Genomic DNA, 25,837 nt, shown 5'->3' on the forward strand with positions numbered 1-25,837 from the left:
TCCCAGAGGTAAATATGACGTTACCCGTCGCCCTTTACATAGTTCCTACACCGATCGGCAACTTGGCGGATCTCACGCCGAGAGCGCAACAGGTGCTTGCCGAGGTGACGTTGATTGCCTGCGAAGACACCCGCCACAGTGGTAAATTATTGAGTCACTTTGGTATTACGACGCGCACCGTCGCGTTACATGACCATAACGAACGCGCAAAAGCTCAGTGGTTTATTGAGAAATTAGCCGCTGGTGAAGCGGTGGCGTTGATCAGCGACGCAGGCACGCCATTGATCTCTGACCCGGGCTATCACCTAGTTTCGCAAGTGCGTGAGGCGGGGTTTAATGTGAGTCCGTTACCCGGTGCTTGTGCGGCTATCACCGCCTTGTCTGCCTCTGGCTTGCCGTCAGATCGTTTCTCGTTTGAAGGCTTCCTACCCGCTAAAGAAAAAGGCCGCATCGACAAGCTCACCGAACTGCGCGAAGATCCGCGCACGCTGATTTTCTATGAATCGCCGCACCGTATTGTGCCAAGTCTTGCATCATTGGAGCAGGTATTTGGTAGTGAGCGCCAGATGGTGATGGCGCGCGAGCTGACCAAAACCTTTGAAACCTTCCTCACCGGCACCATTAGTGAAGTGCGCGCCATCGTAGAAAGTGATGCCAACCAGCAGAAAGGGGAAATCGTGCTGATGTGTCACGGCTTTATTAGCCAAGATGACGACGAGTTTCCGCTAAAATCGCTGGAAACATTGCAACTGCTGTGTGGTGAACTGCCACTGAAAAAAGCGTCAGCCATCACCGCCGAGATCTTCGGTTTGAAGAAAAACGCGTTGTATAAATACGGCTTAGAGCAAGGTTGGTAGAAAAGCTTGGTGCTGGAGGCCAGCTAGGCTATAATCCGCGCCGAGTTGGCCGGGCAGTCGCTGCGTTCGCAAGAACGGGGAGGAAAGTCCGGGCTCCATAGAGCAGGGTGCCAGATAACGTCTGGGCAGCGTGAGCTGACGACAAGTGCAACAGAGAATAGACCGCCTGCCTTCGGGCTGGTAAGGGTGAAACGGTGCGGTAAGAGCGCACCGCGCGGCTGGCAACAGTGCGTGGCAAGGTAAACTCCACCCGGAGCAAGATCAAATAGGGTTCCTTATGGCGTGGCTCGCGTTGGAACCGGGTAGATTGCTTGAGCCTGCGAGCGATTGCAGGCCTAGAGGAATGGCTGCCGCTCCTTCGGGAGAACAGGACCCGGCTTACAGGCCAACTCACCTCATTCAATAAAGCCCAGCTAATGATTAGCTGGGCTTTTTCTTTTGCGCTAGCGCTGGGTTAATTTGCCGCTTTCACTTTGCGGTTGAACAGTTCCACTCGTCCAGTAAGATAGTAACTCATGCTGTAATTACCTGATAGTTGCCTACAATAATTACAGTAGCGGCTGTTCTATGGGGTTCGATGGCTGGGTGATATGTTGTTGCTGAGGCGATGTTTACGCACCACAGAATGCCGAATGGCTTGATCACGTTGGATTTTAAGAGTGTAACAACCAACTCTTACAGAGGGAGACTGTAATGAATAAACGCCTAAAACTCGCGCTAGCTATATTGATGTTGGCATCGGTGGCTGGTTGCTCCTCCATGGACAGTGCACAGATTGTCACAGGAGAGCGACGTGACAGTATCGACACTGACCAAGTGGTTTTGTATGAAACCGCGCCAGCTAATTACCGCATTCTAGCGATGATCTCAGCCCGTTCGGCCGAGAACATCGGCAACAGTGACGAGCGCAAACAGCAAGCGATTGAATACCTGAAACAACGTGCTGCCGCCATGGGTGCCAATGGTATTTTGATTTATAGCATGGCGGGTGACACCGATATAGCAGACCGTGTGGTGTACAACACCTTTACTGGCGGGGGCGTTGTCGTTACCGATGAAGAAAAACCTAAAACGGTATTTGGTCGCGCTATTTATGTCGCTGATAAATAATGTGGTTTCTACCAAGTAACATGGCACCTCAGCAGGTGCCATTTTTGTTACCGCATAAAGCTATTTGTCTACGGTGTTGCTGAGCTCAAACAATTGCCCATCTTTGTGGAGTTCAAATTCAGCAAAGTCGCGTGCTAAGAATAGTTGGCCATGGTATGCCGCCTTCGCCTCGTTGTAGATATCCCTCACGGTTGCGGGGCCATTCTCCTGATAGCGAGAACTAAAGTGCGTTAGCACCAGATGTGGTAGTTTGATCGTTTCAGCGAATCCCGCAATCTGCGCCGCATAGCTATGCATTGGGCCACTGCCTACCTTCTCGGCCACCGCTTGAGTGTATGTGGCTTCATGCACTAGCATGTCAGTGTCTCGGCAAGTGTCGGTCAGTAATTGTGGCGTGTCATTGTCGCCCGCCACCACAATTTTTCTCGGCGCTGAGGTTGGCAGCAAGTAGTGTTGGGCGATGACGCGGGAGCCCGCAACCTCAACATCTATCCCCTGTTTTATTTGCCCCCACAACGGCCCGCGGGGAATACCATCTCGTTGTAGCTTAGCCGTATCAAGTTGAGTGCTCACTGTTGTTTCGGTAAAGCTGTAGCCGTAACAGGGCACGCGGTGTGATAACGCAGTGGTGGTGACTGTTAGCTGATCAAACTCCACGCAAGGCAAACTGGCCGCATCAATAAATTCCAGCTCATAGGGTAAGTACAGCTCAGTGTGCAGTATGGTGGCCGTCAGCCAATGTTGAATCGCGGCGGGCGCGATGATCTTAAGCGGTGTTTTACGGCCGTTCATGGCCGCGCTGGCTAACATACCGGGTAATCCATAGCTATGGTCGCCATGGACATGGGTAATAAAAATGGCGTGAAGCGTATTGAGAGTAAGCCGTGTATGTAACAGCTGGTGTTGTGTGGCTTCGCCGCAATCAATCAGATACCAGCCTTTGCCTTCACTTTCACTGAGCGCTAAGCCCGTTACGTTACGCTGTTTGGTGGGAACGCCGGCGGAAGTTCCCAGAAACTGTAGTTTCAAAATATCTCATCTCTTTGTCATTTTCATGGGCGTATGCGTGAGCTGTACTTCCCCCATCATGTGGCTGTTGGAAGCAAGCTTAAATGAGTGCGCCATGTGGTAAACCAGACGTCAAGCGCATGATGGTTAAGCGCCATTCTATCAAGCGAAGGAAGGAAAACCATCACGGGCTCATACCAAGTGGTGCTTGGCAAAGATTATCTCCGCGCGATTACAAATCCGTTTGCGCAAGTCGTAAGGCAGATATGGGATGAGCATCTAAGCCAGTTGTCTACTTAAATGGTTGCTAGATTGATTCTTTAGTACCTCATTCCTCATACCAATAGCCTGTACTCCATTGATTTATTTCGTTCCTACTTGGATGTGAAGTGTTTGAATTTTATATAAATCAATATGTTATCATGTTTTAATGCGATAAATAACTGAATTTAAGGAGAGCACCAATTACCCCTCGGCGCGGCGAAGATGGCCAACCAGAAGCGTCGTAGCGTTTTGTAACGCCTGTGGGTAGGGGGATTGATAAGGGGGCTAAGCCGTCTAGCCCCCTTATCCTCTGGTATGGAACGAGTCTCACCGCTGTCGCACATCCATATGCTCCGCGGTATTAATACTTCCTGTGTGTCTTCCACGATTTTGGCAAACACGGTTTGCTATGGCTTAAGCCACAATAAATCGCTGGGCGGTAAATCAAAGCCCGCCGATCGTATATAAACATCAGCTCGATGACTTTTTAAAATCATCAATATACGGTTGCAATAACTGTAAATCATTGCTTGAGAGTCGATCGGTGGCGGTGGTCGCTTGATGCCAATAGGGATATAGCAGTGGCGGGCGGCTAACTTGCTCTAATTTAACCAGCTCATCTTGAGTCAGCGTTAGCGCGGCAGCTTGTAGGTTGTCTGTTAACTGTGCCTCGGTGCGTGCACCAATCACTATTGAACTCACTCCAGCGCGGCTCAATAACCATGCGAGCGCTACTTGTGCTGCTGATACTTGGCGTTGTTCGGCAATCTCAACCAACACATCGACAATATCGTACAGTTTGTCGGTGTCGTAAATTGGTGGTTCAGTCCAACCTTGCAGGTGACGCGCTTGTTCCGGTTGTTGATTGCGACGATATTTACCCGACAGCAAACCGCCAGCGAGAGGGCTCCACACCAGTACACCAAGATTGCTATCGCGGGTGATCGGCAGCAGTTCGTATTCTGCTTCGCGCGCTTGCAGAGTGTAGTGGATTTGCTGTGAGATTGGTCGTAGATAGTGATTTTCGGCGGCGCTGCCAAGGGTTTTCATCAGTTGCCAGCCAGTGTAGTTTGACACACCGTAGTAGCGTATTTTACCGCTACGCACCAGCGTATCCATCGCTTCTAAGGTTTCTTCAACTGGGGTAATGCCGTCCCATTCATGGATTTGATACAGGTCGATATAGTCGGTGCCGAGGCGTTTTAGTGAGGCTTCACAAGCGTTGATAATGTGATAACGCGATGCGCCGCCTTGGTTGATGCCAGTGCCCATTGGAAAGCGCGCTTTGGTGGCAATCAATACCTCATGCCGCTGTTGTTGCAGCGCTTTACCGAGGATCTCTTCTGATAAGCCATCAGAGTAAACATCTGCGGTGTCGTACAAATTCACACCAGCTTCCATGCACAAGGCTATCTGAGATTTTGCCTCGGCTAAGCTGGTGTTACCAACGGAGGCGAACTTACCTTGTCCTCCAAATGTCATGGTACCAAGGGTGAGGGTGGACACCCGCAGGCCTGAATGCCCCAGTTGACGATATTCCATTAATGCCTTCCTCTTTCGTCTAAAAATAGTGGACGGTAATGCAACAAGTTCAGTGCAATATATGCAGCATTTAAACACAATTTGTCATACTAAATACAATGCCTTTAGTGGATTGATAGCCGCTTTTTTAGCATAAATAACCGTTTGGGATGTATTGATTAATCTTTTGTATTTAAATGATTTTTACTGTCTATCTGTGCCTGTTGATCGTGGCTGGCAGCGTAAAGGGGGGCCACAGCAAAAAACGAGGCGTTAAACGCAGTCATGCTGGTGACATACTGAGCCAATTAAGCCTCAGGTAAACAACTCGCGGCGCTGTGGTGTGCAACGGTTTGTGTCATGATGCTCAAAGACAAAATAGCGCGACTTAATTTTCGTCAAAGGGGATGGCGTTCACTATGCTTATAGCCTCCAATATTCGCAGGAATTGCGCTTTATGATGTCGTTTTCTACTCCTCACGCTCAAATACCATTGGCTGAACTGATTGCTTCATTAACCGTGGCGTTAGATATGACAGAAGGTCAGCCGCCAGAGCACAGTATGCGTTGTTGTTGGATTGGTATGCATATTGGTCAGGCGTTGGGGCTGTCTGACAGTCAATTGCACGATTTGTATTTTACTTTGCTGTTGAAAGATGCTGGTTGCAGTAGCAATGCAGCACGTATTTGTGAGCTGTATGCGACTGACGATTTACGCTTTAAACAACGTTATAAAACGGTAGGAACCAGCTTAACCAGTGTCATCAATTTTGTGATGAAAAATGCCGGTGCTGGTGAGAGCTGGCGTAAACGATTGACGACGGCTGTCGATATTTTGAAAAACGGCAGTGAGTACGCGCAAGAGCTCATTCAAACCCGCTGTACTCAAGGCGCTCAAGTGGCGCGCGAGTTACGTTTTAATGAAGACGTTGCTCAAGGTATTCAAAATTTAGATGAACATTGGGATGGTTCGGGGTGGCCATTAGGCCTTAAAGGCGAGGCGATACCTCTGTATGCGCGCATTGCGCTGTTGGCACAAATTACCGATGTATTTCAGCATGAGTATTCGTTGCAAACGGCTTTCAAAGAGCTGCAGCATCGTGCTGGGCATTGGTTGGATCCTCAGTTGGTGGTGATTGCGCAAACGCTGGAACATAACCGCGAATTTGTGTCGGTATTAACATCGCCATCCATTGCGCCGCAGGTGCTTTCCATGTCACCTGCACAGTCGATGTGTACGCTGGATGATGATTATTTTGATTGTATTGTCAGTGCCTTCGGTAAAATCGTCGATGCTAAAAGTCCATTTACCGCAGGTCACAGTACTCGTGTCGCATTGTTTAGTACGCTGATTGCGGAAGAGTTGCAGTTAGACGCTATCGAGATCTTATGGTTAAAGCGTGCCGCGCTGTTGCATGACTTAGGCAAGCTCGGGGTGAGTAATACGATTTTGGATAAGCCGGGAAAACTAGACGATCAAGAGTGGGCGGAGGTGCAGTTGCATGCCACCTACACGCGACACATTTTAGCGCATCTGTCGCCACTGCAAGCGTTCGCGAAAATGGCAGCGGCACACCATGAAAAACTCGATGGCAGTGGTTATCCCGATGGACTGGTTGCCGCCGAAATCTCGCTGATGACGCGCATTATCACGACCGCCGATATTTTTGATGCCATTACCGCCGAGCGGCCATATCGTGGCGCGATTCCCGTGCCCAAAACCTTAGAGATCATGGCCGAGAATATTGGTACCGCGATTGATACTGACTGCTTTAAGGCACTGCAAGCAGCGTTAGCAAAATTGCCGGAAAAGTACACCCAAGGTTTGGGCAGTGACGCCGTGCCGGCATCACCTTTACTGTAGCGTCCCTGATGTGGATTCATACCGTCCAACTAGACGGTAGGGAGCTTGCATGTTACCGATGCCAGCGGGTCGGCTATCAGCCTGAACTTGAGTGAACGAGAGGGAGCGATTGCGTCAGCGAAGCGAATGGGGGCTGCGGTAGCAAGGCCATTAAGCACATGGTGTTAGTCGAACAATTCCGCTGCCAACTTATGCACTTCAGCTTGTACGCCAGCGACCAACTCCGGCGCTGCCGAGCGTGGGCTGCCACTGTTAAATGGCGGTTGTGGGTCATATTCCAACAGCAGTTGCAATGTGTTTGCGGCCGCAGCGCCTTTGATCTCAGCCACTAATGTCAGGGCAAAATCCAGCCCTGCGGTAATGCCTCCACCGCTGATGTGGTTACGGTCAATCACTACTCGTTGGTCAACCACTGTCACATTAGGGTAGCGCTGAAATGCGGCTTTGTAGGCCCAATGGCAGGCGGTTTGATAACCATCGAGCACGCCTGCACTGGCGAGGATCAATGCGCCAGTACACACAGAAGTGATGTACTGCGCTTTGCTGGCGGCTTGACGTAAAAAATTCTGAATTTCAGCATCTTGCATCGGTTGATGGGGGTTGCCACCACCGGCGACCAGCAAAATGTCGATGTGGGGACAACTGTCAAAACCGTAGTTGGGCAGCAGGTTAACCCCGGCATCGCAAGGGACTGGCTCGGCGGTTTTGGCAAAGGTAAAGCAGTGAAAGCCTTCGGCGAATGACAAGAGTTGCAACGGGCCGTAGGCGTCGAACATGGTCATGCCGGGATAGAGAAAAATGCCGATATTAAGCGTGTTGCTCATGATGATTCCTCAGGTAATGGAAAAGGTAGGCTGACTATCATAGCCAGCCGCTTAAGTGCAGGCGTGCGACACTTAGTGGCAACTGTTCCGGACGGAACAGATCGGATTAATTGTTCCAGCGCGCTTGTTCCTGCGCAGCAGAGTAGTTAGGGTGAGCCATCACTTTATTATCGCAACCTGTGATGAACACCATTAACGAGCCGAGTGACGAGCTCAATCCCGTCAAACTACGCGTCATGCGTGAATTTCTTAACCTACTAAAAAGTAAAGATTATTGTGACATCTCAGTGTCTGAGTTAGCCCAAGCCGCGCAAGTTGGGCGCACTAGTTTCTATCGACTATTCAACCGTAAGCTCGATGTATTATTGGCGTGCCATGAGCAGCTGTTTGCTAAATTGTTTGTTGGTAAGGAGACGGCAACGGATTGGTTATCGCCTGAGCCAGCTGAGCATTTAGTGGAGATGCTGACTTTCTTCAACAGCAATAGTGCGTTTCGACGGTCGATGGCTTATCAGTTAGGCAGCGATATGGCATTAGCTAATCGGCTATTGCGGCAGCAGTTGGAACAGGTTATCAGTGAGCGTTTACAGCAATGTTTTGCTGAGCAACTGCAGATCCCTGCGGATACGCTCGGCTGCGCTATTGGCGGTCTGTACTTTAATCTGTTTACTATGGGGATTATGGGGGGCGCCAATGAATCGCCAGCTAACCAAGCGCGTTATTTGCAGTTGTTAACCCGTGCACAAATAAAAGCGGCGTTAGGTGAGTGTTAAGGATGGTGCGAACAAGTCCCGCGTGTCACTAAGACTTATTCGCACCTTTCTCTCAGCAAGAGGCATCGCTAATTTAGCGGTGTAATAACGCCTTGAGCCCGTGTGGTTGGCAACGCAGATATTGTGGAGCGGCTTGCACTTCGGCGCCCAGCTTGGCGGCGGCATGCCACGGCCAACGTGGGTTGTACAAGATACCGCGCGCTAACGCGACAGCATCGGCTTGGCCGTTTTCTAAAATCGCTTCAGCTTGCTCTGGCTCAGTAATCAAGCCCACCGCGATCACCGGCATGGAGACTTGCGCCTTAATCGCTTGTGCCAGTGGCACTTGGTAATCCGGGCCAACGGGGATCTGTTGCTGAGGTGACAAACCACCGCTAGATACATGCAAGTAGTGGCAACCACGTTGATCCAGTAACTGCGCCAGCGCGATGCTCTGTTCAAGATCCCAACCACCTTCAACCCAGTCGGTAGCGCTCAGGCGCACGCCGACCATAAAGTCTTGTGGCAGAGTTTCTTTAATGGCATCGAACACCGCCAGCAGTAAACGCATACGGTTTTCTAAGCTGCCGCCGTATTCATCTTGGCGTTTATTGCTAATTGGCGACAGGAATTGGTGCAGTAGGTAACCATGAGCGGCGTGGATCTCTACACCGTCAAACCCTGCCGCACGCACTCGCTGCGCCGCAGCCACAAACTGATGTACCAGTTCATGAATTTCTGGTTGAGTGATTTCACGTGGCGGCACATCTTCGGCTTGGAAAGGGATAGGGCTTGGCGCGAGGGTGTTCCAACCGTTGGCATCCGATGGCGGCAGTTGGTTACCACCGTCCCAAGGTCGATTGCACGACGCTTTGCGACCCGCATGACCAACTTGCACAATGGCGGGCATGTTGGAGTCACGGCGAATATCTTGCAACAACTTACCGAGCGCATCCTGACAATGAATATTCCAAATGCCCACATCGGCGTGAGTGATTCGGCCTTCAGGTGCTACCGCGCTCGCTTCAATAATTAGCATGCCAGCGCCAGATTGCGACAAGTTACCATAGTGCTGCCAGTGCCAAGGTTGTACTAAACCATTTTCGGCCGAGTACATACACATTGGTGCAACCACGATACGGTTGGTTAAGGTGAGTGGGCCAAAAGTTATCGGTGTAAATAGATGGGGCACAGCGTAATCTCCCGCTTATCCACAAAATATAATCGTGTCATCCTAATCTCGTACAGCGGATTTTGCAGCTAAAATCGGTGGTTAGACTTTTCGTGATAACAATTGGTTAAAATTGCCGTTTCACTTCGAAACGCCATTCCCAACCATCCACGTGTTCACTGTCGCTAAATGGCATGCTGAAGTCGATATGCACGACGTTACCATAGCTCGAACGGGATGAATAAATGCGAGCGCCAACGCCAACCGCACCTATCGCTCCGGTAATCTCATTATGTTCGGCTAGCTCCCCACCAAACGCGCGGCCGACATCCACAAATGCCACCCATCCTAATTCAGCCAACTGGTACAGGTTAATATTGGGATAGTTGCGCAGCTCAGCGGTAAACAACCATTGGTTATCACCGAGTTGAAACTCGTTGGGATAACCACGCACGCCGTTGGCATCGCCTAGCCCTGATGGCCAGTCGAGATAACGGTTTTTACTGGTTTGTAGCCGCACATGAGAGTAAGCCACCCACTTTCGGTTAAAGCGATAGAAGTATTCAGCATTGGTGCCCGCGCTGTAAAAGTTGGGCTGAGTGGTGCCGTGGGTTAATTGTAGCTCGGCACTTAATAGCAACAGTTGTTGCTCGCTACTGTAGCCTCGGGTGGTGTCCCACCAAAAGTGATAACCCAGTCCGTCATTGTCATGAGTTTCTAAGCCAAGCTTGGCATGGTGATGCCAGCCTAAGTTAATGTCTTCATTGAAGTTAATTAGGTGGATGTTTTGCATCACCACAAAGTCATCTTGCAGATATTCCCACGACAACCACGGATACAGAAACTGACGGTCTCGCGGGACAGGAATGCGTGTGCGGCTGCCTTCGCTATCAAACTCGTGAAAATCTTGGGTAATCCCTACCCGCAAACGCTGTCGGTCACTGCTGGACTCGGCAAACTTTACCCCCCAGTACAGTTGATTAAACTGCGACCGTTCTCGATATTCGCTGATATCTTCACCATTTTGGCGAAATGTGTTGATGCGGTTATTACGGTTATAACTGGCGCCATAGCCATAATCATCTGCCAAGGTATAAAACGGTTTGTTAAAAGCTAAGAACGCCTCAGTGCCATCGTTGTTGCTGGTAAAATCCCCCGCAATTTGCCCATGTTTCACCCAAGATATTGGGGCTTCCACTTTCAATTTATAGCCGTTTCGGTCTTCATCGGTTTGGTATTCGAGTTCACTTTGAATGCCTGAGCCGAGAATGTTGTCGTCTTTAATCCCCAGCGAGAAGTGGTTTTTACCGCCGGAGCGGCCAAAGTCGATAGTGGGCAGCAGCGACCACTGGTCCCAAGTTTCTACCAGCACATTGACCGTGCCTTGCGGTTGTTTGGCGGCGGGATCGGCTTCGGCAATGGTTACGCGCGCATCACGCAAATAGGGTTCGGCGCGTAAAATCCGCTGTGCTTCATCCAACATTTTGCGGGTAACGGTGTCCCCCTCCTCAAAACTCAAGCGATCGCGAATCACATATTCGCGTGTATTCACATGCAGTGAGTTGGCCCAATGGTGCAGAAAGATAGCGTTGTCGGCGGATTCATCAAAAATAGGGTTGCTGAGAACAATGATTTTGCCAACTTGATAGTGCAGTTCTTCAGCGTTGAGAGGGGCGGTGGCTGCAACAACAGAACAACTGATCAAACTGACGATCAGCAATACAACTCGGCAGCTTTTGGACATAAGCGTTTCCCCTAATAGTGCGGCGCAAAAAAACTGGCCGACGTTTTAAAAGGATAGACGTTTTTTGTGAATAAGTTGTTAGTTTATGTTGAAATTTGTGTTTAATTTTTGTTCAAGTTGAACGCGTTATAAACGAGGCACGGCCAGTGACGCTTAGTCAACTAAGCAAGCTGGGCGCAACAACGTTCAGGAGGCGTTTAAATGAACCCTTCGGGCAGCACCAGAGCGCCATGTATTCAGCGTTAGGTGTGTTGGTGGAGAATAACTACACGGCACATCACCTGCCTTGCCTAATTCACGCTCTGCCAGCTGCAAAAATAACCAGAAAAGGTCAGCAGACCCTAGATGCTTTAAAGTGTTGAGCGCGGCGGAATGACCACGTTAGAGAAAATCAAACCTGCAATCAACGACATAAATATCAAAAATAGTTGGGGGCCCAGATGCGACATATTCAACATGCTCTCGCCGGAGATAAAGGCATTAAGCCCCATGTAGGTCTTACTGCCGGGCACGAGAATCACGATGCCTTGCAGCAAGGCGATGGATGCAGGCGCTTTGGTCCAGCGTGAAAACAGATTGGCGTAAATCCCGACGACTAACGCACCGACAAAAATCCCGATGGAATCGCCCAGATAGATACCGCCTGCCATGGCGGAGAAAAAGGCCAGGACCCCAGCAAAGATGCCCCAAGGAGCATCTTTTAGGCGTGCCTTAAAGATAAATACCAACGCGGAGGATAACAGCGGCACAGCTAGCCAACTGGCCCAGCGTGGCAACGGCAGCGGTTCAATAAACAGATACTCGCCAAAGATGGCATTGCCGATGGCAACACCAAGCACTGCGCCAAAATAGAGTTTAAACAGCAACATCATCGCATCCATGATGCGCATAGTGCCGGACATCAAATCTCGCGCGGCCAACTCGGCCAAGCCGAGGGTCAGCGCCAAACCCGGAATAAGCACAATAATGCCGGAGAGGATCACTACCGGAATATTGATCGACGCATCAAATTGGCTAATCACGCAGGCGGCGATACCCGCAACCAGCGACGCGACGGGCTCCAGTGTTTCTGCCATGCGTTTAGAACGTTCCGCACGGTAGGCCAAACCGTAGACCAATAGGCCGACGATGCCCGACCAAAACACGTCGTTCCAGCTGGTGGCCATCAACATGGCAAAGGCCGCCGCCGACGTACCAAAGGCGCATAAGGTCAGCAGCGGGCCATAGGGATTGGGCTTGTTAGCAATATCTTCCAACCGCTCCATCGCTTCAGCCAAGGTGCGTTGACCAGTACGCAGCTCTTCAACCAACTCATCGGTCCGTGCCAGCGAACCCAGATCTAGCTCGCCGGGTTTAACCCGCGCCACATGGTTATATTCTTGGTCGGTATCGTGTTGTAACACAAAGGTCATTGAGGTGGGGGAAATCAGAAAATAGCCGTCTAAGCCTAAAGTGAGCGCCACGGTTTGTAGATGGGTTTCAAGCCGATAAGCGGGGGTGCCAAATTTGTGCAGCGCTTTACCTAGCTTGATGATGAAACGGCGTTTTTCGATAAATTCCAGATTATCCACAGTAAAACCTGCCACATATGGGGTCATGACCGGAGCCAGTCAACTGGCGCGCATTGTAAGTAACTGTGCGATAAAAGGCAGCATGACACAATAAATTAATTTTTGAGAAACAATGTCATACTTAGCAGCATCAGGCGGACGCAAAGGAAAGCCATCAATGACATTTTATATTTCAGGGTTATATGCTGGTTTAACCGGATTATTGTTACTGCTACTCAGTGCGGTCGTGGTATCGGTGCGGGTAAAGACCAAGGTTGGCATTGGCGATGGCAACCAACCCGCATTGATTGCGGCGATGCGGGCGCAAGGCAACCTTATTGAATATGCGCCGCTGGTGTTACTGCTACTGGCAATGGCCGAGGCTGCCCATTTGGACGCTGTTTGGTTACACACCTTTGGCATAGCTTGGTTACTTGGCCGTGTGTTGCACGCTGTTGGTATGATTAAAGCGCAGGGCAATGTGCATAGTGGGCGTATGATCGGCATTTTGCTGACATGGATAACCCTACTGCTATTAAGCTTATTAAACAGTTGGTACTGGGTGGCAAGTTACTGGTTGGCAAATTAGCCTATGTCGCGGTGAAAATACGATTTTTGCTGAAATATTGTTCACACTGAATCACGGGCTGCTGTTATACTCCGCGCCCCTGACAAGTGTTGTCAGTCAGCAGATTTCTACGGGTTAAGTTCATGCAAGTCGAATCCAGTTTATTCCACCACACACCTTATCGCGCTGATCTCAAGCCTGCGCCTTTTTTACCTATGTCAAAAAAGGAGATGCAACAGCTTGGGTGGGATAGCTGTGACATTATTGTGGTTACCGGTGATGCTTATGTCGATCATCCTAGCTTTGGGATGGCAGTCATTGGACGTCAGTTGGAGGCGCAGGGATTTCGCGTCGGTATTATTTCTCAGCCCGATTGGCTCAGCAAAGATGACTTTATGCAGCTCGGACGGCCGAACCTGTTTTTCGGCGTCACTGCGGGCAACATGGACTCGATGATCAACCGCTATACCGCCGACCGTAAGCTGCGTCATGACGATGCTTACACCGCCGGCAATGTGGGCGGCAAACGCCCAGACCGTGCAGTGACTGTTTACACCCAGCGCTGTAAAGAAGCCTATAAAGATATTCCGGTGGTGATTGGCGGTATTGAGGCCAGTCTGCGCCGCATTGCACATTACGATTACTGGCAAGATAAAGTACGCCGCAGTGTGCTGTTTGATGCCAAAGCCGACATGCTGATTTACGGCAATGCCGAGCGCCCACTGGCCGAAGTGGCACACCTATATGCCCGTGGCGCCAGCGTTGATGAGATGCAAAATGTACGTGGCACCGCGGTTTTGCGCCACGAAGCGCTACCAGAGTGGCGCGGCGTTGATTCCCGTAAAATCGACCAACTGCATAAGATTGAGCCTATCCCGAATCCTTATGGCGCGGACGATGTTGGCTGCCAAAACTTATCTGGCCCAAGTGCCGCGAAAGTGTTTGATAATGACGCGCCGAAGGCCATCAGTGTGCAGCCACCTAAACCTCGCCCATGGGAAAAAACTTACGTGTTGTTGCCAGCGTTTGAACGAGTAAGCGAAGACCGCTTTCTTTACGCTCACGCGTCACGCGTATTGCACCAAGAAACCAACCCAGGCTGCGCGCGGGCATTGTTCCAAATGCATGGTGATCGCGGAGTGTGGGTGAATCCACCCGCTTTCCCGTTGAACACAGATGAGATGGATGCGGTGTTTGATCTGCCTTATCAGCGTGTGCCGCATCCCATCTACGGCAAGGAGAAAATCCCTGCCTATGACATGATCAAAACCTCGATCAACATTATGCGTGGTTGTTTTGGTGGGTGTTCGTTCTGCTCTATCACTGAGCACGAAGGCCGCATTATTCAAAGCCGTTCGCAAGCGTCGATTGTTAAAGAGATCAAAGACATCCAAGCCAAAGTGCCTGGGTTTAACGGTGTTATTTCCGATCTCGGTGGCCCAACTGCCAACATGTATCGCTTAGGTTGTAAGAGCGAAAAGGCAGAGAAAACCTGTCGCCGTCTGTCATGCGTTTATCCGGCGATTTGCGGCCACTTAGATACAGATCATCAGCACACCATCGACCTGTACCGAGCGGCGCGTGATGTGCCCGGCATTAAGAAAGTGCTGATTGCGTCTGGTGTGCGCTATGACTTGGCGATTGAAGACCCACGCTACGTGAAAGAGCTGGTCAAGCACCATGTCGGCGGCTATTTGAAGATTGCCCCAGAGCATACCGAAGAGGGGCCATTATCAAAAATGATGAAGCCCGGTATGGGCACCTATGACCGTTTCAAAGAGCTGTTTGACCAATATTCGAAAGAAGCGGGTAAAGAGCAGTTCTTGATCCCGTACTTTATCTCGGCGCATCCCGGCACCAAAGATGAGGACATGCTCAATCTGGCGCTGTGGTTAAAGGAGCGTAAGTTCAAGCTGGATCAAGTGCAGAACTTCTATCCATCGCCAATGGCGAATGCCACCACCATGTATCACACAGGGCTGAACTCACTACGTAACGTCAAACACGACAGTGAAGAGGTGCCGATTGCCAAGAAGGGACGCCAGCGTCGCTTGCATAAAGCCTTGCTACGTTACCATGATCCGGCGGGTTGGCCGCTGATCCGTGAAGCGCTAGTGGCGATGAAACGCGAAGATTTAATTGGTACTGGCCCTCAGCATTTGGTGCCACCAGAAGGTCGTGCCGAGCAGTTTGCCCGCAAGAACGGTGGTAAGCCGAGCAAAGGACAACAAGGATTAACCCGTTTTAGCTCGAACCAATTTAATCAAGCGGGGCAGGGCGCGGCCAATAGCGGCGCAAAAGCGAACAATCGCAACAGTAATGGTGCCAAGGCCGGCGCTAAACCTGCTGCCAATAATGGGCAAGCGAGTAAAGGCGGCAACAACGCCAGTCGTGGTAATCCTCGGCCCGGCGCTCGCCCAAAATTTGGTACTAAGCCCGCAGCGCAAAAAGTGAAGCAAGGTTAATTCGTCCAACGCCTAAAAAAATAACGCCAGCATGTTGCTGACGTTGTTGTTTGCCCAACGTGTTAGGGGCTGTTTATCTTTGCTGGTTGTTTTTGCAGTAGGCAGCGCGTGATTTAGGCAAGGCAGGTGATGTGCCGTGTATATTCTCCACAAATATCACCTAACGCTGAATAAGTTGCGCTCTGGCGCTGCCCGAAGGGTTCATTTAAACGCCTCCTAAACTTTGTTGCCTCCAGTCTACTTAGTTGACTAAGCGTCACTGGCTGCGCCTTGCTCATAACGCGGTTAATTGGAACAAAAATTAAACACTAAAGATAAACAGCCCCTAGTTTCACAGCGCTATTTAGCGCGAGTATCGGCTTGCTGATGAGCTGGACGTGCAGCCACTTTATCTAAATACGCGGTAATATGATCTAAGCCGCTGATGTCGGCACGGTTGGCCGCAAAGCGTAGCGCCAGTTCCATTTGAAAATCAGCGCCACTGATGCTGTCGCCTGCAAACCATTCATGGTCTTTGAGCCAAGTGTTAACCAACTCAAGTTGCGGTTGTAACCGCAGCATAATAAAGCCTTGGTCGAGCGCATCCATTAGCTTGCGTGCAATGGGTTTAACAAAGAACGGCATCGGCCGCTCTTTAACTTTGACAAGTACCAAGCGCATCACCAGTAACGGCATCATTGAGCCTTCAGCAAAGTGCATCCAATAGCGATAGTCGAGCAGCGCTTGGCCGCTCGTCGGACGGTACTTGCCCTCGGTGTCGTATTTGTCCAGCAGGTATTCAATGATAGCTGCCGACTCGGCAACGGTAATATCGCCATCGGTGATCACCGGCGACTTGCCCAGAGGATGTATCCGTTTTAGGGCGGCTGGTGCGCCGTAGGTTTTGGGATCTCGCCGATAGGTGACTAGCTCATAGTCCACGCTAAGTTCTTCAAGAAGCCAGATGACGCGAAATGAACGGGATAATTCGAGATGATGTACTTTTATCATAGCTGTCCGTCAGTTTAGTGTTTCGGCAAGTAATGTGACGCTCGCAATGAGGTCAATACATGGTCTTGCCACTCGCCATTTATACACAAGTATTCCTTGGCAAGCCCTTCTTTTTCAAAGCCCAGCTGTTGCAGCAGCTTAGCTGAACGTGCGTTGTGCGGAATGTAATTCGCCATAACACGATGCAGCTTTAGCCGATTAAAAGCAAATGCCAATGCGGCATGGCACAGCTGCGGCATTAACCCCTGTCCTTGATAATCTACGTCAATTCCATAGCCCATGTGGCAGGCTTGAAATGGCCCAAGTACCACGTTACTCAGGGCACAATGGCCGATTATGCGCTGTTCATGTTCGAGGGCAAACCAATACTCGCTACGTGGTTGGGCAAACATATGATTAAGCCGCTGCTGCCAGTTGGCAGTGCTGTGGAAGCCAGTTGGGCGTAGTGGGTCCCACGACTTAAAGTGCGGCTGATTACGTAGAAAGTAATCCGATAATCGCGCTGCATCGGTTTTATCTATTGCGCGAGCTTTCATGAAACTGTCCTTTCTGTATGGACTGCAGAGTTTGTTTTTTTGTTGGTTAAATGTTGTGATTTAGCACGATAATTTTAGCAGCAAAAACGGTTTAACATAATGAAGTTATTGGCGAATAATTATTATTTGCGTATATATTGCCTCGTCGAAAAAAAACGTTATTATCAAGCCTGTACAGCATTCCATCAGCCTTTCAGCAGCACGATTATCTCCTATTTGTTTGTTTCCTTTCCAATATCATCGAGGGCAACATGCGTCAGAAACAGTTAGAGTTTGTTTACATGCGGGGCATCGCCATCATGCTGATTGTGGCGGGGCACAGTATTTACAATTCAGGTGAAGGCTTTCCGTTACTGCTGGAAAATCTGTTACGCGGTGGCACCGCGTTATTTGTGTTTATCTCAGGTTATTTCTTTCATCGCGTATTTTACAAGCGCTTTGAATTTCGCAGCTTTATGCAGAATAAAATCAATAACGTGCTGTGGCCGTTTTTGATCATCTCTTTTATCGGCTTGTTTGCATTAATTCCGCAATGGTTGCTGTTGGACAAACACCCGCTGGAGCAAGTGCCGCTCGATATGTGGTACACCTTACGCAACGGTTACGTGCTGTATCCTCACTGGTATATTCCATTTATTTTGGTGGTATTTTTAATTTCACCGCTGTTTATGGAATACATCAAACTCTCAGCTAAAGCGCGTTGGGGCCTATTAATAGCCTTGTCATTGGTGGCAATTGTGGTGCAGCGGCCGATAGGCAACGTCAATGTATTGCAATCGGTACTGTATTTTACGCCCTTTTACATGTTGGGCATCTGCTACTCTCAAGATGATACGCGCTTAGCAAGCATAAAAGTGCCCTTGCAGTGGGTTTCTTGGGGGGTACTGGCGCTTACTTTAGTGATGCAAACTTATGTGGAAGGCCATTTAGGCAACTACCACAAAGATTTTTGGCAATATACTGGCATCGATTGGCAGTTTATTCAGAAAATGGCGCTGTGTGTGTTGGCATTGCAGGGCTGTGAATGGCTGGCGCAAGGCAAAGAGATGCCTTGGTTGACCCGTTTAGCAGATATGAGCTTTGCCATTTTCTTCCTGCATCCACTGCTGACAATTCTTATCGGTGTTGTATCACAACAGCTGCATTTCCGCTTGGCGCCAGACTCTGCGGTTACCTCTATTGCTTATTCTGTGGTGTTGTTCAGCATACAGTTGTGGGGCAGCGTGCTGATAGCGCTGTGGTTGAAACGCTGCTTTGGCGACCGCAGTAAAACGGTCATGGGGTGGTAAGTTTTCAGCTATAAGCCGTAAGTTGTAAGTTGAACAAAGCTCTCTACTGGGAGCTTTGTTGTTTTCGGGGGCTTGACAAGATTTGGCGTCCACAACAGCACAGTGGCGGACTAGTGATGCTGAGTGGGTAGCGTCGCTAACCGAATGGCAGTGGCCGATGCTGACAAGCGGTCACAAAAAAGGGAGGCAGCGCCTCCCTTTAGCAAAGGGTTAAGCTTAGCGCTGTTCGTAAGTGAATGATTGTCCAGCCAGTGCAGCTTCAAACATCAAACCCCCTTTAGCTGCGGTAAACACCGCCATGCCGTTGATGTAGGCCGCTTTTGCTGATTGGTTACCACCGTGTTGGCCTGCGCCAGCTGAGTTACCTGTGGTGCCAGCTTGGGCATTGGCGCCGACATTAATCGCGACGGCTGAAGCCTGTGCGCCAAATTCAAAACTGCCACTGGTAAAATCATTGTATGACTTGGCGTCTTTGAAGAAGATGATTTCACTATAGGCTTGGCCACCCAACTGAAAGCCAATAGACAGTTGCGTCAGGGTGGAATTACCGGTGTAAACGCCGCCGCGATACACTCGACCTTTGCCGTATGCTGCGCCGATACCAATACCGCCTTTACCTACGGTAGGAAATACCGCATAGCCATAGGCGGTATCAAAAAACTTTTGTGTTTCAGATGCTTTTTGGAATTCAGCCAAAGCCGCACCGTAGCTGTCATCTGCTGCGGCGCTGGTGGCTAGCAATGCCCCTGTCAACATCGTTACCATCATAACGGTGAATTTTTTAAATAAAGTCATAAGCACCTCCATTCTGTATTTTCATCATAAGTGCTGACGGCATAAGATTACCTATGCCGTGTCAAATTCCTAGTCACTGATACAGAAAAAGCGTAGTTGACCGTGCCTTTTGCTTTTGCTGTCAGGGGCGATTCAGTTTATTTAATTGATTTGTTTAATAGATATTGCGTTCACGTCATTTGAAAGACTCGGCAGATTCAGCCGTTGTAACTCTCGTTAAAGGATACGCTAGTCCTTGGATTTACACCCGATGTTTATGACGTGGCACGCAGATATATTCTTAGGCAGGGCATTGGCGAGCGTGTGCTCGCGGGCAAGCTGATGAAGCTTAGTGGTTATCATGTTCAGTTGCGGCAATGCCAGCAGTTGTCTTTGCTTTATCATCGGCTTGCGCGCGCAAATAACGTTGAGATTGATTGTGTGGCGGCTGCGTGGGAAATGGACGTCGCTCACGGCGTAAATGGCGCAGCGCCAAAAGCGGATGGCGTAGTAACATTCTTGGGCCGCTATAGCGCATGATTTGCTGGATCGACGCTTTAGGCTCCGGCTTATAGCAATGAATTGGACAGTGGCGGCAAGCGGGTTTGCTATGGCCGTAAGGGCAGCGGTCTAAGCGAGTCTCAGCATAGGCGATGAGTGCTCGACAATCATCACACAGCTTGTCGGTCGGGTGATGGTGCACGCGACAATAGAGTTCGGTCATGGCCGCTATGGTGGCTAATTCAGTGGCAAGTTCGCCGGTGAGCACTGAGGTCATCGCCTGTCTCCGCTAGGGGCTGTTTATCTTTAGTGTTTAATTTTTGTTCAAATTAAACGCGTTATGAACAAGGCGCAGCCAGTGACGCTTAGTCAACTAAGCAAACTGGAGGCAACAAAGTTCAGGATGCGTTTAAATGAACCCTTCGGGCAGTGACAGAGCGCCATTTATTCAGCGTTAGGTGATATTTGTGGAGAATAACTCCACGGCACATCACCTGCCTTGCCTAAATCACGCGCTGTCTACTGCAAAAACAACCAGCAAAGATAAACAGCCCCTAGAAAAGCCGGTCTTAAAAAACAACTAAACGTGCTGAATTATTGACCTTTTTCTGCCAGCTAGAACCCTGTGAAGTTGGAATGGAAAGCTGCGGAGGGGCCGATTATTGGGCAAGAGAACGCGAAAAATTTGGGCATAAAATCAAAATGATGGCACCTCAGTGCGTTGCGCCACACCGTAAAGGAATTAAAACGATCAGAATGATGCGCAGGTAATATCTGAAGCTGCTGGTAGGCCAAATATGCAATCTATTCCGGTCAAAAATGAGCAACAACATGCCGTATTAGCGTTACATCGTGTTCGTTACTCGTTGGAGAACGTACTGCACAAGTGAATCAAATTCGAGGATTACTTTTAGAATGTGGCGTGGCAATGCCTCAAAGGCGTGATAAGGTCCGAGCCTCGCTCCCTTGGTTGCTTGAGGATGCTGAGAATGGGGGCCATCATTACTTAGAGAATTACTGTTTAGCGATTATGTGAATTAGACAAGCGTCTGAGCGCAAGATTGATACGATTGCTAAGCAAGATGAAAAAGCCCAGCGCCTTATGAAACTTGAGGGCATTGGACCCATAACGGCTACAGCAATGATTGCATCAGTCGGTGATTTTAGCGATTCACATTGTTTGACGCTGAACCGCTATGCCGCACAGGAAGCAATTTGGTGGTGAGTATTGATAGCTGATGTTGGCGTATGCCACGAAATGCTGTGTTAGTTTCTTCAGTCGCACAGAGGTAACACAGTAATCACCCAGTGAATTTTTGAATATAAATTAGTGAACGATAGAAAACAAAAAAGCCTGTAAAAACAGGCTTTTTTGAGAAATTTGATGGTGGCCCCTCACGGACTTGAACCGTGGACCTAACGATTATGAGACTAGATATAGTGGTTTACTGATAACTACTTTTTTATCGGTTTAGCTAATATTTTATCTAAGTATATCATTGGGTTATTGCTATTGGTGATACCTCTGATGCATAAATCATTATGTAAATCAGAGCACTAGATATTGTGTTCAAAGTAGCACAGAGGTAGCACCCAATGACTCAGGTTAAGTTTCGCTTTACTGAATCAGCATTAGAAAAGCTCGCAATTCCTGCTAAGCGTAAGCGTTATTTTGATACGGCAATTCAAGGTTTGGTATTAGATGTTACTGCGAATGGCAACAAATCATTTCGCGTATATCGGAAAATTCCTGGCCGTTCAAATCCCATTTCCGTGACTTTAGGCGTTTATCCAGCCGTTAGTGTTGATACAGCCCGTAAAATGGCTCGTAAGGCGTTGGCTGACATCGTGGAGGGGATAAACCCCAATGATAGCAAACGTCAGTTTCGAGCGGCCTCGGTTACGCTTATAGAAGCATTCAATGCTTTCATGGAAGCAAGACCCCATAAGCCTATTACAGCCCGTGGTTATCATCAAATCATGAACTGCTATTTGCGCGACTGGCATAAAAAGCGCTTATCAGATATTACAGAAACACTGATTTTTAAACGCCATAGCGACTTAACCAAACGCAGTAAGGCACAGGCTGATCTAGCTATGCGAACTGTTAGGGCAATATTTAATTTTGCCAAAGCTGAATACAAGTCGTCTGAAGGGCGCTCACTCTTCCCGCTGAATCCTGTAAGTATTCTGTCTGAAAAGCGTGTGTGGAATAACGTGAAGCGCAAACAGACACGCTTACGACAGTCACAGCTTGAGCCATTCATTAAAGCGATTAACCAAGTGCGGAATGATGCGATGAAATATCGCCAAGATAGTCAGGTCGCTATCTGCGATTATGTTGAGTTCATTGCGTTCACAGGACTACGTAAAACAGAGCTGCTTGAGCTGGAATGGAAAGATGTTTTTATGGAAGACCGATTATTTTGGATCGGGAATACAAAAAACGGTGACGGCGTTGAACTGCCCATTACTGACCGCTTGGCCGAAATTCTAGAGCGCCGCAAGCTGTATCGAGTGTCCAATTATGTATTTGGCTCTGATAATAAACATGGGCGGATTATTGAGCCCAAAAAGACGGTTGCCAAAATCAACGAACTTTCTGAAATCAAATTCGCGTTACATGATCTGCGGCGAACATACATCTCGATTGCAGAAAGCCAAGGAGTTGGGAGCTATACGCTGAAACGGCTGCTAAACCACCGAACCTCACGTGATGATGTCACCGGTGGTTATACCATTCTCACTGCGGAAGAGCTGCGTGAGCCAGCAGATCGCGTTGCGAAAAAATTGGAAGAATGCGCCGGTCTTCGACAGCCGAAAGTGAAATCTGAGCTTGATTCGATGAAATCCTTACTCAGCGAGCTGACAAAAGAACAAAAGCTCGAACTCATGAGCAGCTTGTTAAGCTGATCCCCTCCGTTTAAAGTGAAACTATATTTTCATTAAATCAAGATTTATGAATCTATAGTTTCACTTTTCTATTTAAGACATATTGCAATCATTGACTACTAATCCAGTGTGAAACTATAATTTCATTTATTCTCTATAAGTGAAAATATAGTTTCATTATGAAAGGCAGTGAATCTCAAACTAAGCGTGGTGCGGTGGTATTTCCCAAAAATCAGAAAATCTTACAGATTATGGGGGAAAACATCATGCTAGCCATGAAGCGCCGCAGGATAAGCCAAGAGCTAATGCACAAACGAACAGGCATTTCTAAGCCGACCTTAAGAAAAATCGTAAGCGGCGATCCAACCGTATCGATTGGGCATTACATCAATGTACTTGCTGTGCTTGGTTTGCAAGCTGATCTAGGTAAGGTGGCATTAGATGATGAACTTGGCAGGAAGCTCCAAGACATCGAGTTATTACACGGTAAACGGTAGGGGACGGCTACAATGGAAATTTATGTCTATGCTGACTGGATCGATGATGCAGACATGCCCTTATCCGTTGGCATTTTGCGTTCATCGATAATTCGGGGCAAAGAACATTTCAGCTTTAAATACGATGAAACTTGGCTTGCTTCGAAGTTCGTTCATCAGATTGATCCAACTCTGCAGTTGTACACAGGTGAGCAACACGCAGAGGATGATAGAAACTTTAAGATTTTTCTGGACTCATGCCCTGACCGTTGGGGACGGCTGTTGATGCAGCGTCGAGAAGCTGTCATTGCTCGACAAGAAAAGCGTAAGGCTAAAACTCTATTTGAGACAGATTACTTACTTGGAGTGCATGATTCGTTTCGAATGGGTGCTCTACGCTTCTGTATCGAACGAGGAGGCCCTTTTCTTGATAACAATGAAGCTTTAGCCGCGCCAGCGATGACTTCGCTTCCTGAGCTGCAACAAGCGGCTAATGGTGTGGAGGATAAACCTGATTTTGATAATCCTGATTATCTTAAATGGCTGAACATGCTTATTTCACCAGGTTCATCGCTCGGTGGTGCTCGTCCAAAAGCATCTGTGAGAGATACTGATAACACGCTTTGGTTAGCTAAGTTCCCAAGCCGCCACGATTCATATGACATCGGACTGTGGGAGTTTGTTGTTTACCAAATGGCGCTAGATGCGGGGATTCAAATGGCTGAGTCTAAAGTGCAAGCTATTGGTTCAGAACATCATATCTTTCTTACTAAACGGTTTGACCGTACCGATAATGGACGCCGACTACATTTCACTTCAGCAATGACTCAGTTGGAGTATTTTGACGGAAATGACGATGGGGCGAGCTATCTTGAGCTAGCAGAGTTTCTTATCCAGCACGGTTCGAATACTCAGGAAGATCTCGAACAGCTTTGGACTCGAATGTTATTCAATATCATGGTGTCCAACAGCGATGATCACTTACGCAATCACGGGTTCATTTTTGATATGGCAGGCTGGCGCTTATCTCCTGCATACGATATCAACCCTACGCCGAATTCTGTGGGCTTACACCTCAATATCGATGACGTCAGCAATGCCCTTGATGTTGAACTTGCCTTTGAAGTGGCTGAATACTTTCAACTAGGCAAAAAGCAGGCTGATGCCATTTACCAGCGCGTAGCTAATGCTGTTTCGCGTTGGGAAGAACTGGCGAAGCAATCTGGTATTAGCAAAGGCGAACGTGACTTACTCAGAGATTGTTTTACTCCTCGCATTTAACGTCTAAAACATTCGTAAGCTTGGCATTGTCAATCGATTTCTGGCAATGCACATAGCTTAGTTTTTAACGGATAAATTTTAGTGCTGCAGCGACTAAAAAATAAAATATTATTGACGACCAATTATAAGATCTTTTTCTTTTTATCTTAAAGATCTGAGTACTAGCTTATAAGTCAATGTCATACCTTTTAAAAACAATATGTTACGGCGTATCTTTTATGTTTTCAGACATGTAATACGCATATTTAAGACAAATATTAGTTTGTTCTTATGTTTTATTTGTGCACATTAATCACAATGTTTAACTACTTTATCCACAAACTATTTTGCGGGTAAAAGTTCACATTTTTTGAATATTATCGTTTCATTTCTCACCTCGAATTCTAACTGTTGGAAGATTTTTTTTAGGAAATTAAGAGAATTCTTTAACTCGATTTTGAATTCTCCTACACTTTTATCGCTATGAAGATTGAATATTTTATCTTTCATAGTGTGTAAATTTAACTCTATATCTCCAGTTTTTAGATACTTAAGCTTTTTTGTTAAATATATGTAGAGATCTGGAGCAAAACTTTGTCTTTCAAGTCGGCATAGTTGCAACACTCGAATATCGATTGGTGTAAACTTAGCTAATTTATCTTCATAAATGCCTGTAGGGGTGTAGTAGTACTCTCGCCCGCGTTTTTGCAAATGACCGATAAGTTTAGTGAAACAGCCTAATTCTTGGTTGTATTTGTTTGAAAAATAAGTGTTATTAACCTTGGATAACTGCTCTTCAAAGACTTTCTGCATGTCAGTTGTGATGTTGCCACCAGTTATCTTTTTAAATAGTTCTCTCGTTGAACGAGCGACTCTAAACTCAAAAATATTTTCTTGATGATATTTGAATTTTTCGATATGTGAAAAGTGTGAAATTATCAACCTTGCATAAATACCAAAAGGCAATCCCAATGGACATACGATAATGTTCATGTTGAATTTGTGTTCGCAGCATGAGTATGTTTTACTCGTTTCATTCATTGGCAGAATAAAAGGATCAATCAATGGGGCTGGGTATAACTTTAACGTTTTAGCTTTTAATGCTGTTTTGGTTTTTATTTTTCCCAATAAAACATCATTGTTTTTCATGATTAGATATCCTCTTTATTTGAGAATACTAAGTCTTGAGTGTTCATCCATTGCTGAAAATCTTTGACAGGGAACAGCGTTTTTCCGCCATGTTTAACGTAGGGCGGTATTTTGTGTTTCGCACCGTGTTTTCTGTTTTCAGTAATTTTGTTATACAACGTTTGTTTTGATATTAATAAAAAATCTGCAACTTCAACTGCGGTATAAAAGAATTTTGCTTTACGCATATAGTACTCCTTGTTCTACTGTTTGAATTGAACAGTTACTATTTA

Annotated in this window: 23 protein-coding genes and 1 other RNA gene; 12 read left to right on the forward strand and 12 right to left on the reverse strand. The window is 47.9% G+C overall.

Going from position 1 to position 25,837, the window contains the following annotated elements; translation table 11 throughout:
• Positions 1-14 precede the first annotated feature (14 nt).
• The 3 genes from rsmI (at position 15) to ACN0TT_RS05740 (ending at position 1,967) form a co-directional block, all read left to right on the forward strand.
• Positions 15-857: a 16S rRNA (cytidine(1402)-2'-O)-methyltransferase gene (rsmI, locus tag ACN0TT_RS05730; protein ID WP_417761189.1), complete on the forward strand. Its 843-nt coding sequence runs from the start codon at positions 15-17 to the stop codon at positions 855-857.
• Between the two features lie 41 nt (positions 858-898).
• Positions 899-1,254, forward strand: an RNA gene (gene rnpB / locus ACN0TT_RS05735) — RNase P RNA component class A.
• Positions 1,255-1,550: 296 nt separating this feature from the next.
• Positions 1,551-1,967, forward strand: a complete 417-nt coding sequence (locus ACN0TT_RS05740; RefSeq protein WP_417761190.1) for a hypothetical protein — start codon at positions 1,551-1,553, stop codon at positions 1,965-1,967.
• A gap of 60 nt (positions 1,968-2,027) precedes the next feature.
• Here the strand turns inward: ACN0TT_RS05740 and ACN0TT_RS05745 are convergent, their stop codons facing one another.
• Both ACN0TT_RS05745 and ACN0TT_RS05750 read right to left on the reverse strand, forming a co-directional pair.
• Positions 2,028-2,996, reverse strand: coding sequence for a ribonuclease Z (locus ACN0TT_RS05745; protein WP_417761191.1), 969 nt, complete (start codon positions 2,994-2,996; stop codon positions 2,028-2,030).
• 714 nt (positions 2,997-3,710) lie between these two features.
• Positions 3,711-4,781, reverse strand: coding sequence for an aldo/keto reductase (locus ACN0TT_RS05750; protein WP_417761192.1), 1,071 nt, complete (start codon positions 4,779-4,781; stop codon positions 3,711-3,713).
• Positions 4,782-5,217: 436 nt separating this feature from the next.
• Here ACN0TT_RS05750 and ACN0TT_RS05755 point away from each other — a divergent pair, with 436 nt between their 5' ends.
• Positions 5,218-6,624 (forward strand): HD-GYP domain-containing protein, encoded by a 1,407-nt coding sequence (locus ACN0TT_RS05755; RefSeq protein ID WP_417761193.1) that lies wholly within the window; start codon positions 5,218-5,220, stop codon positions 6,622-6,624.
• A gap of 164 nt (positions 6,625-6,788) precedes the next feature.
• On the opposite strand, the gene ACN0TT_RS05760 is transcribed toward ACN0TT_RS05755, so the two are convergent.
• Positions 6,789-7,448, reverse strand: a complete 660-nt coding sequence (locus ACN0TT_RS05760; RefSeq protein WP_417761194.1) for a DJ-1/PfpI family protein — start codon at positions 7,446-7,448, stop codon at positions 6,789-6,791.
• A gap of 182 nt (positions 7,449-7,630) precedes the next feature.
• Between ACN0TT_RS05760 and ACN0TT_RS05765 the strand changes: the two genes are divergently transcribed.
• Positions 7,631-8,221: a TetR/AcrR family transcriptional regulator gene (locus ACN0TT_RS05765; RefSeq protein WP_417761195.1), complete on the forward strand. Its 591-nt coding sequence runs from the start codon at positions 7,631-7,633 to the stop codon at positions 8,219-8,221.
• A gap of 73 nt (positions 8,222-8,294) precedes the next feature.
• Here the strand turns inward: ACN0TT_RS05765 and ACN0TT_RS05770 are convergent, their stop codons facing one another.
• The 3 genes from ACN0TT_RS05770 to ACN0TT_RS05780 form a co-directional block, all read right to left on the reverse strand.
• Positions 8,295-9,392 (reverse strand): NADH:flavin oxidoreductase/NADH oxidase, encoded by a 1,098-nt coding sequence (locus ACN0TT_RS05770; protein WP_417761196.1) that lies wholly within the window; start codon positions 9,390-9,392, stop codon positions 8,295-8,297.
• Between the two features lie 106 nt (positions 9,393-9,498).
• On the reverse strand, positions 9,499-11,115 hold the full coding sequence (locus ACN0TT_RS05775) for a hypothetical protein (RefSeq protein WP_417761197.1): 1,617 nt from the start codon (positions 11,113-11,115) through the stop codon (positions 9,499-9,501).
• Between the two features lie 350 nt (positions 11,116-11,465).
• Positions 11,466-12,686 carry a threonine/serine ThrE exporter family protein gene (locus ACN0TT_RS05780; RefSeq protein WP_417761345.1) on the reverse strand — a complete coding sequence of 407 codons (1,221 nt, stop codon included), beginning with the start codon at positions 12,684-12,686 and terminating at the stop codon, positions 11,466-11,468.
• 157 nt (positions 12,687-12,843) lie between these two features.
• On the opposite strand from ACN0TT_RS05780, the gene ACN0TT_RS05785 reads away from it, so the two are divergent.
• Together ACN0TT_RS05785 and ACN0TT_RS05790 are read left to right on the forward strand one after the other, a co-directional pair.
• The gene (locus tag ACN0TT_RS05785; protein WP_417761198.1) at positions 12,844-13,254 is read left to right on the forward strand and encodes an MAPEG family protein; all 411 of its coding nucleotides are present in this window, start codon (positions 12,844-12,846) and stop codon (positions 13,252-13,254) included.
• A gap of 122 nt (positions 13,255-13,376) precedes the next feature.
• A complete protein-coding gene (locus ACN0TT_RS05790) occupies positions 13,377-15,698 on the forward strand; it encodes a YgiQ family radical SAM protein (protein WP_417761199.1) in 2,322 nt (773 codons plus the stop codon).
• Positions 15,699-16,037: 339 nt separating this feature from the next.
• On the opposite strand, the gene ACN0TT_RS05795 is transcribed toward ACN0TT_RS05790, so the two are convergent.
• Both ACN0TT_RS05795 and ACN0TT_RS05800 read right to left on the reverse strand, forming a co-directional pair.
• The gene (locus ACN0TT_RS05795) at positions 16,038-16,688 is read right to left on the reverse strand and encodes a glutathione S-transferase family protein (protein ID WP_417761200.1); all 651 of its coding nucleotides are present in this window, start codon (positions 16,686-16,688) and stop codon (positions 16,038-16,040) included.
• 14 nt (positions 16,689-16,702) lie between these two features.
• Complete coding sequence (locus ACN0TT_RS05800) at positions 16,703-17,224, reverse strand: GNAT family N-acetyltransferase (protein WP_417761201.1); 522 nt, start codon at positions 17,222-17,224, stop codon at positions 16,703-16,705.
• A gap of 251 nt (positions 17,225-17,475) precedes the next feature.
• Here ACN0TT_RS05800 and ACN0TT_RS05805 point away from each other — a divergent pair, with 251 nt between their 5' ends.
• Entirely contained in the window at positions 17,476-18,513 is a 1,038-nt protein-coding gene (locus tag ACN0TT_RS05805) for an acyltransferase family protein (RefSeq protein WP_417761202.1), read from the forward strand.
• A gap of 216 nt (positions 18,514-18,729) precedes the next feature.
• Here ACN0TT_RS05805 and ACN0TT_RS05810 read toward each other — a convergent pair whose 3' ends face one another.
• Positions 18,730-19,281, reverse strand: a complete 552-nt coding sequence (locus tag ACN0TT_RS05810) for a YSC84-related protein (protein WP_417761346.1) — start codon at positions 19,279-19,281, stop codon at positions 18,730-18,732.
• 355 nt (positions 19,282-19,636) lie between these two features.
• Entirely contained in the window at positions 19,637-20,065 is a 429-nt protein-coding gene (locus ACN0TT_RS05815; protein ID WP_417761203.1) for a nitrous oxide-stimulated promoter family protein, read from the reverse strand.
• 825 nt (positions 20,066-20,890) lie between these two features.
• Between ACN0TT_RS05815 and ACN0TT_RS05820 the strand changes: the two genes are divergently transcribed.
• The 4 genes from ACN0TT_RS05820 to ACN0TT_RS05835 all read left to right on the forward strand — a co-directional run bounded on the left by ACN0TT_RS05820 (position 20,891) and on the right by ACN0TT_RS05835 (position 24,437).
• A complete protein-coding gene (locus ACN0TT_RS05820; protein ID WP_417761204.1) occupies positions 20,891-21,013 on the forward strand; it encodes a hypothetical protein in 123 nt (40 codons plus the stop codon).
• 371 nt (positions 21,014-21,384) lie between these two features.
• Positions 21,385-22,701, forward strand: a complete 1,317-nt coding sequence (locus ACN0TT_RS05825) for a tyrosine-type recombinase/integrase (RefSeq protein ID WP_417761205.1) — start codon at positions 21,385-21,387, stop codon at positions 22,699-22,701.
• 158 nt (positions 22,702-22,859) lie between these two features.
• Positions 22,860-23,177 (forward strand): helix-turn-helix domain-containing protein, encoded by a 318-nt coding sequence (locus tag ACN0TT_RS05830; protein ID WP_417761206.1) that lies wholly within the window; start codon positions 22,860-22,862, stop codon positions 23,175-23,177.
• 12 nt (positions 23,178-23,189) lie between these two features.
• On the forward strand, positions 23,190-24,437 hold the full coding sequence (locus ACN0TT_RS05835; protein ID WP_417761207.1) for a type II toxin-antitoxin system HipA family toxin: 1,248 nt from the start codon (positions 23,190-23,192) through the stop codon (positions 24,435-24,437).
• A 321-nt stretch (positions 24,438-24,758) separates the two neighbouring features.
• On the opposite strand, the gene ACN0TT_RS05840 is transcribed toward ACN0TT_RS05835, so the two are convergent.
• Both ACN0TT_RS05840 and ACN0TT_RS05845 read right to left on the reverse strand, forming a co-directional pair.
• Positions 24,759-25,565: a hypothetical protein gene (locus ACN0TT_RS05840; protein ID WP_417761208.1), complete on the reverse strand. Its 807-nt coding sequence runs from the start codon at positions 25,563-25,565 to the stop codon at positions 24,759-24,761.
• 2 nt (positions 25,566-25,567) lie between these two features.
• On the reverse strand, positions 25,568-25,792 hold the full coding sequence (locus ACN0TT_RS05845; protein ID WP_417761209.1) for a helix-turn-helix domain-containing protein: 225 nt from the start codon (positions 25,790-25,792) through the stop codon (positions 25,568-25,570).
• Positions 25,793-25,837 lie beyond the last annotated feature (45 nt).

It is taken from the genome of Shewanella sp. (assembly GCF_048265805.1).
Taxonomy (GTDB): domain Bacteria; phylum Pseudomonadota; class Gammaproteobacteria; order Enterobacterales; family Shewanellaceae; genus Shewanella.

What these genes read in the sequence shown, in the direction of transcription:
- ACN0TT_RS05760 (WP_417761194.1), bottom strand. Translation starts at nt 7,448, where the DNA reads ATGAGCAACACGCTTAATATCGGCATTTTTCTCTATCCCGGCATGACC.
- ACN0TT_RS05805 (WP_417761202.1), top strand. Translation starts at nt 17,476, where the DNA reads ATGCGTCAGAAACAGTTAGAGTTTGTTTACATGCGGGGCATCGCCATC.
- ACN0TT_RS05795 (WP_417761200.1), bottom strand. Translation starts at nt 16,688, where the DNA reads ATGATAAAAGTACATCATCTCGAATTATCCCGTTCATTTCGCGTCATC.
- ACN0TT_RS05815 (WP_417761203.1), bottom strand. Translation starts at nt 20,065, where the DNA reads ATGACCTCAGTGCTCACCGGCGAACTTGCCACTGAATTAGCCACCATA.
- ACN0TT_RS05835 (WP_417761207.1), top strand. Translation starts at nt 23,190, where the DNA reads ATGGAAATTTATGTCTATGCTGACTGGATCGATGATGCAGACATGCCC.
- ACN0TT_RS05750 (WP_417761192.1), bottom strand. Translation starts at nt 4,781, where the DNA reads ATGGAATATCGTCAACTGGGGCATTCAGGCCTGCGGGTGTCCACCCTC.
- ACN0TT_RS05800 (WP_417761201.1), bottom strand. Translation starts at nt 17,224, where the DNA reads ATGAAAGCTCGCGCAATAGATAAAACCGATGCAGCGCGATTATCGGAT.
- ACN0TT_RS05740 (WP_417761190.1), top strand. Translation starts at nt 1,551, where the DNA reads ATGAATAAACGCCTAAAACTCGCGCTAGCTATATTGATGTTGGCATCG.
- ACN0TT_RS05840 (WP_417761208.1), bottom strand. Translation starts at nt 25,565, where the DNA reads ATGAAAAACAATGATGTTTTATTGGGAAAAATAAAAACCAAAACAGCA.
- rsmI (WP_417761189.1), top strand. Translation starts at nt 15, where the DNA reads ATGACGTTACCCGTCGCCCTTTACATAGTTCCTACACCGATCGGCAAC.
- ACN0TT_RS05845 (WP_417761209.1), bottom strand. Translation starts at nt 25,792, where the DNA reads ATGCGTAAAGCAAAATTCTTTTATACCGCAGTTGAAGTTGCAGATTTT.
- ACN0TT_RS05765 (WP_417761195.1), top strand. Translation starts at nt 7,631, where the DNA reads ATGAACACCATTAACGAGCCGAGTGACGAGCTCAATCCCGTCAAACTA.
- ACN0TT_RS05785 (WP_417761198.1), top strand. Translation starts at nt 12,844, where the DNA reads ATGACATTTTATATTTCAGGGTTATATGCTGGTTTAACCGGATTATTG.
- ACN0TT_RS05775 (WP_417761197.1), bottom strand. Translation starts at nt 11,115, where the DNA reads ATGTCCAAAAGCTGCCGAGTTGTATTGCTGATCGTCAGTTTGATCAGT.
- ACN0TT_RS05830 (WP_417761206.1), top strand. Translation starts at nt 22,860, where the DNA reads ATGAAAGGCAGTGAATCTCAAACTAAGCGTGGTGCGGTGGTATTTCCC.
- ACN0TT_RS05810 (WP_417761346.1), bottom strand. Translation starts at nt 19,281, where the DNA reads ATGATGGTAACGATGTTGACAGGGGCATTGCTAGCCACCAGCGCCGCA.
- ACN0TT_RS05755 (WP_417761193.1), top strand. Translation starts at nt 5,218, where the DNA reads ATGATGTCGTTTTCTACTCCTCACGCTCAAATACCATTGGCTGAACTG.
- ACN0TT_RS05790 (WP_417761199.1), top strand. Translation starts at nt 13,377, where the DNA reads ATGCAAGTCGAATCCAGTTTATTCCACCACACACCTTATCGCGCTGAT.
- ACN0TT_RS05820 (WP_417761204.1), top strand. Translation starts at nt 20,891, where the DNA reads ATGAAACTTGAGGGCATTGGACCCATAACGGCTACAGCAATGATTGCA.
- ACN0TT_RS05825 (WP_417761205.1), top strand. Translation starts at nt 21,385, where the DNA reads ATGACTCAGGTTAAGTTTCGCTTTACTGAATCAGCATTAGAAAAGCTC.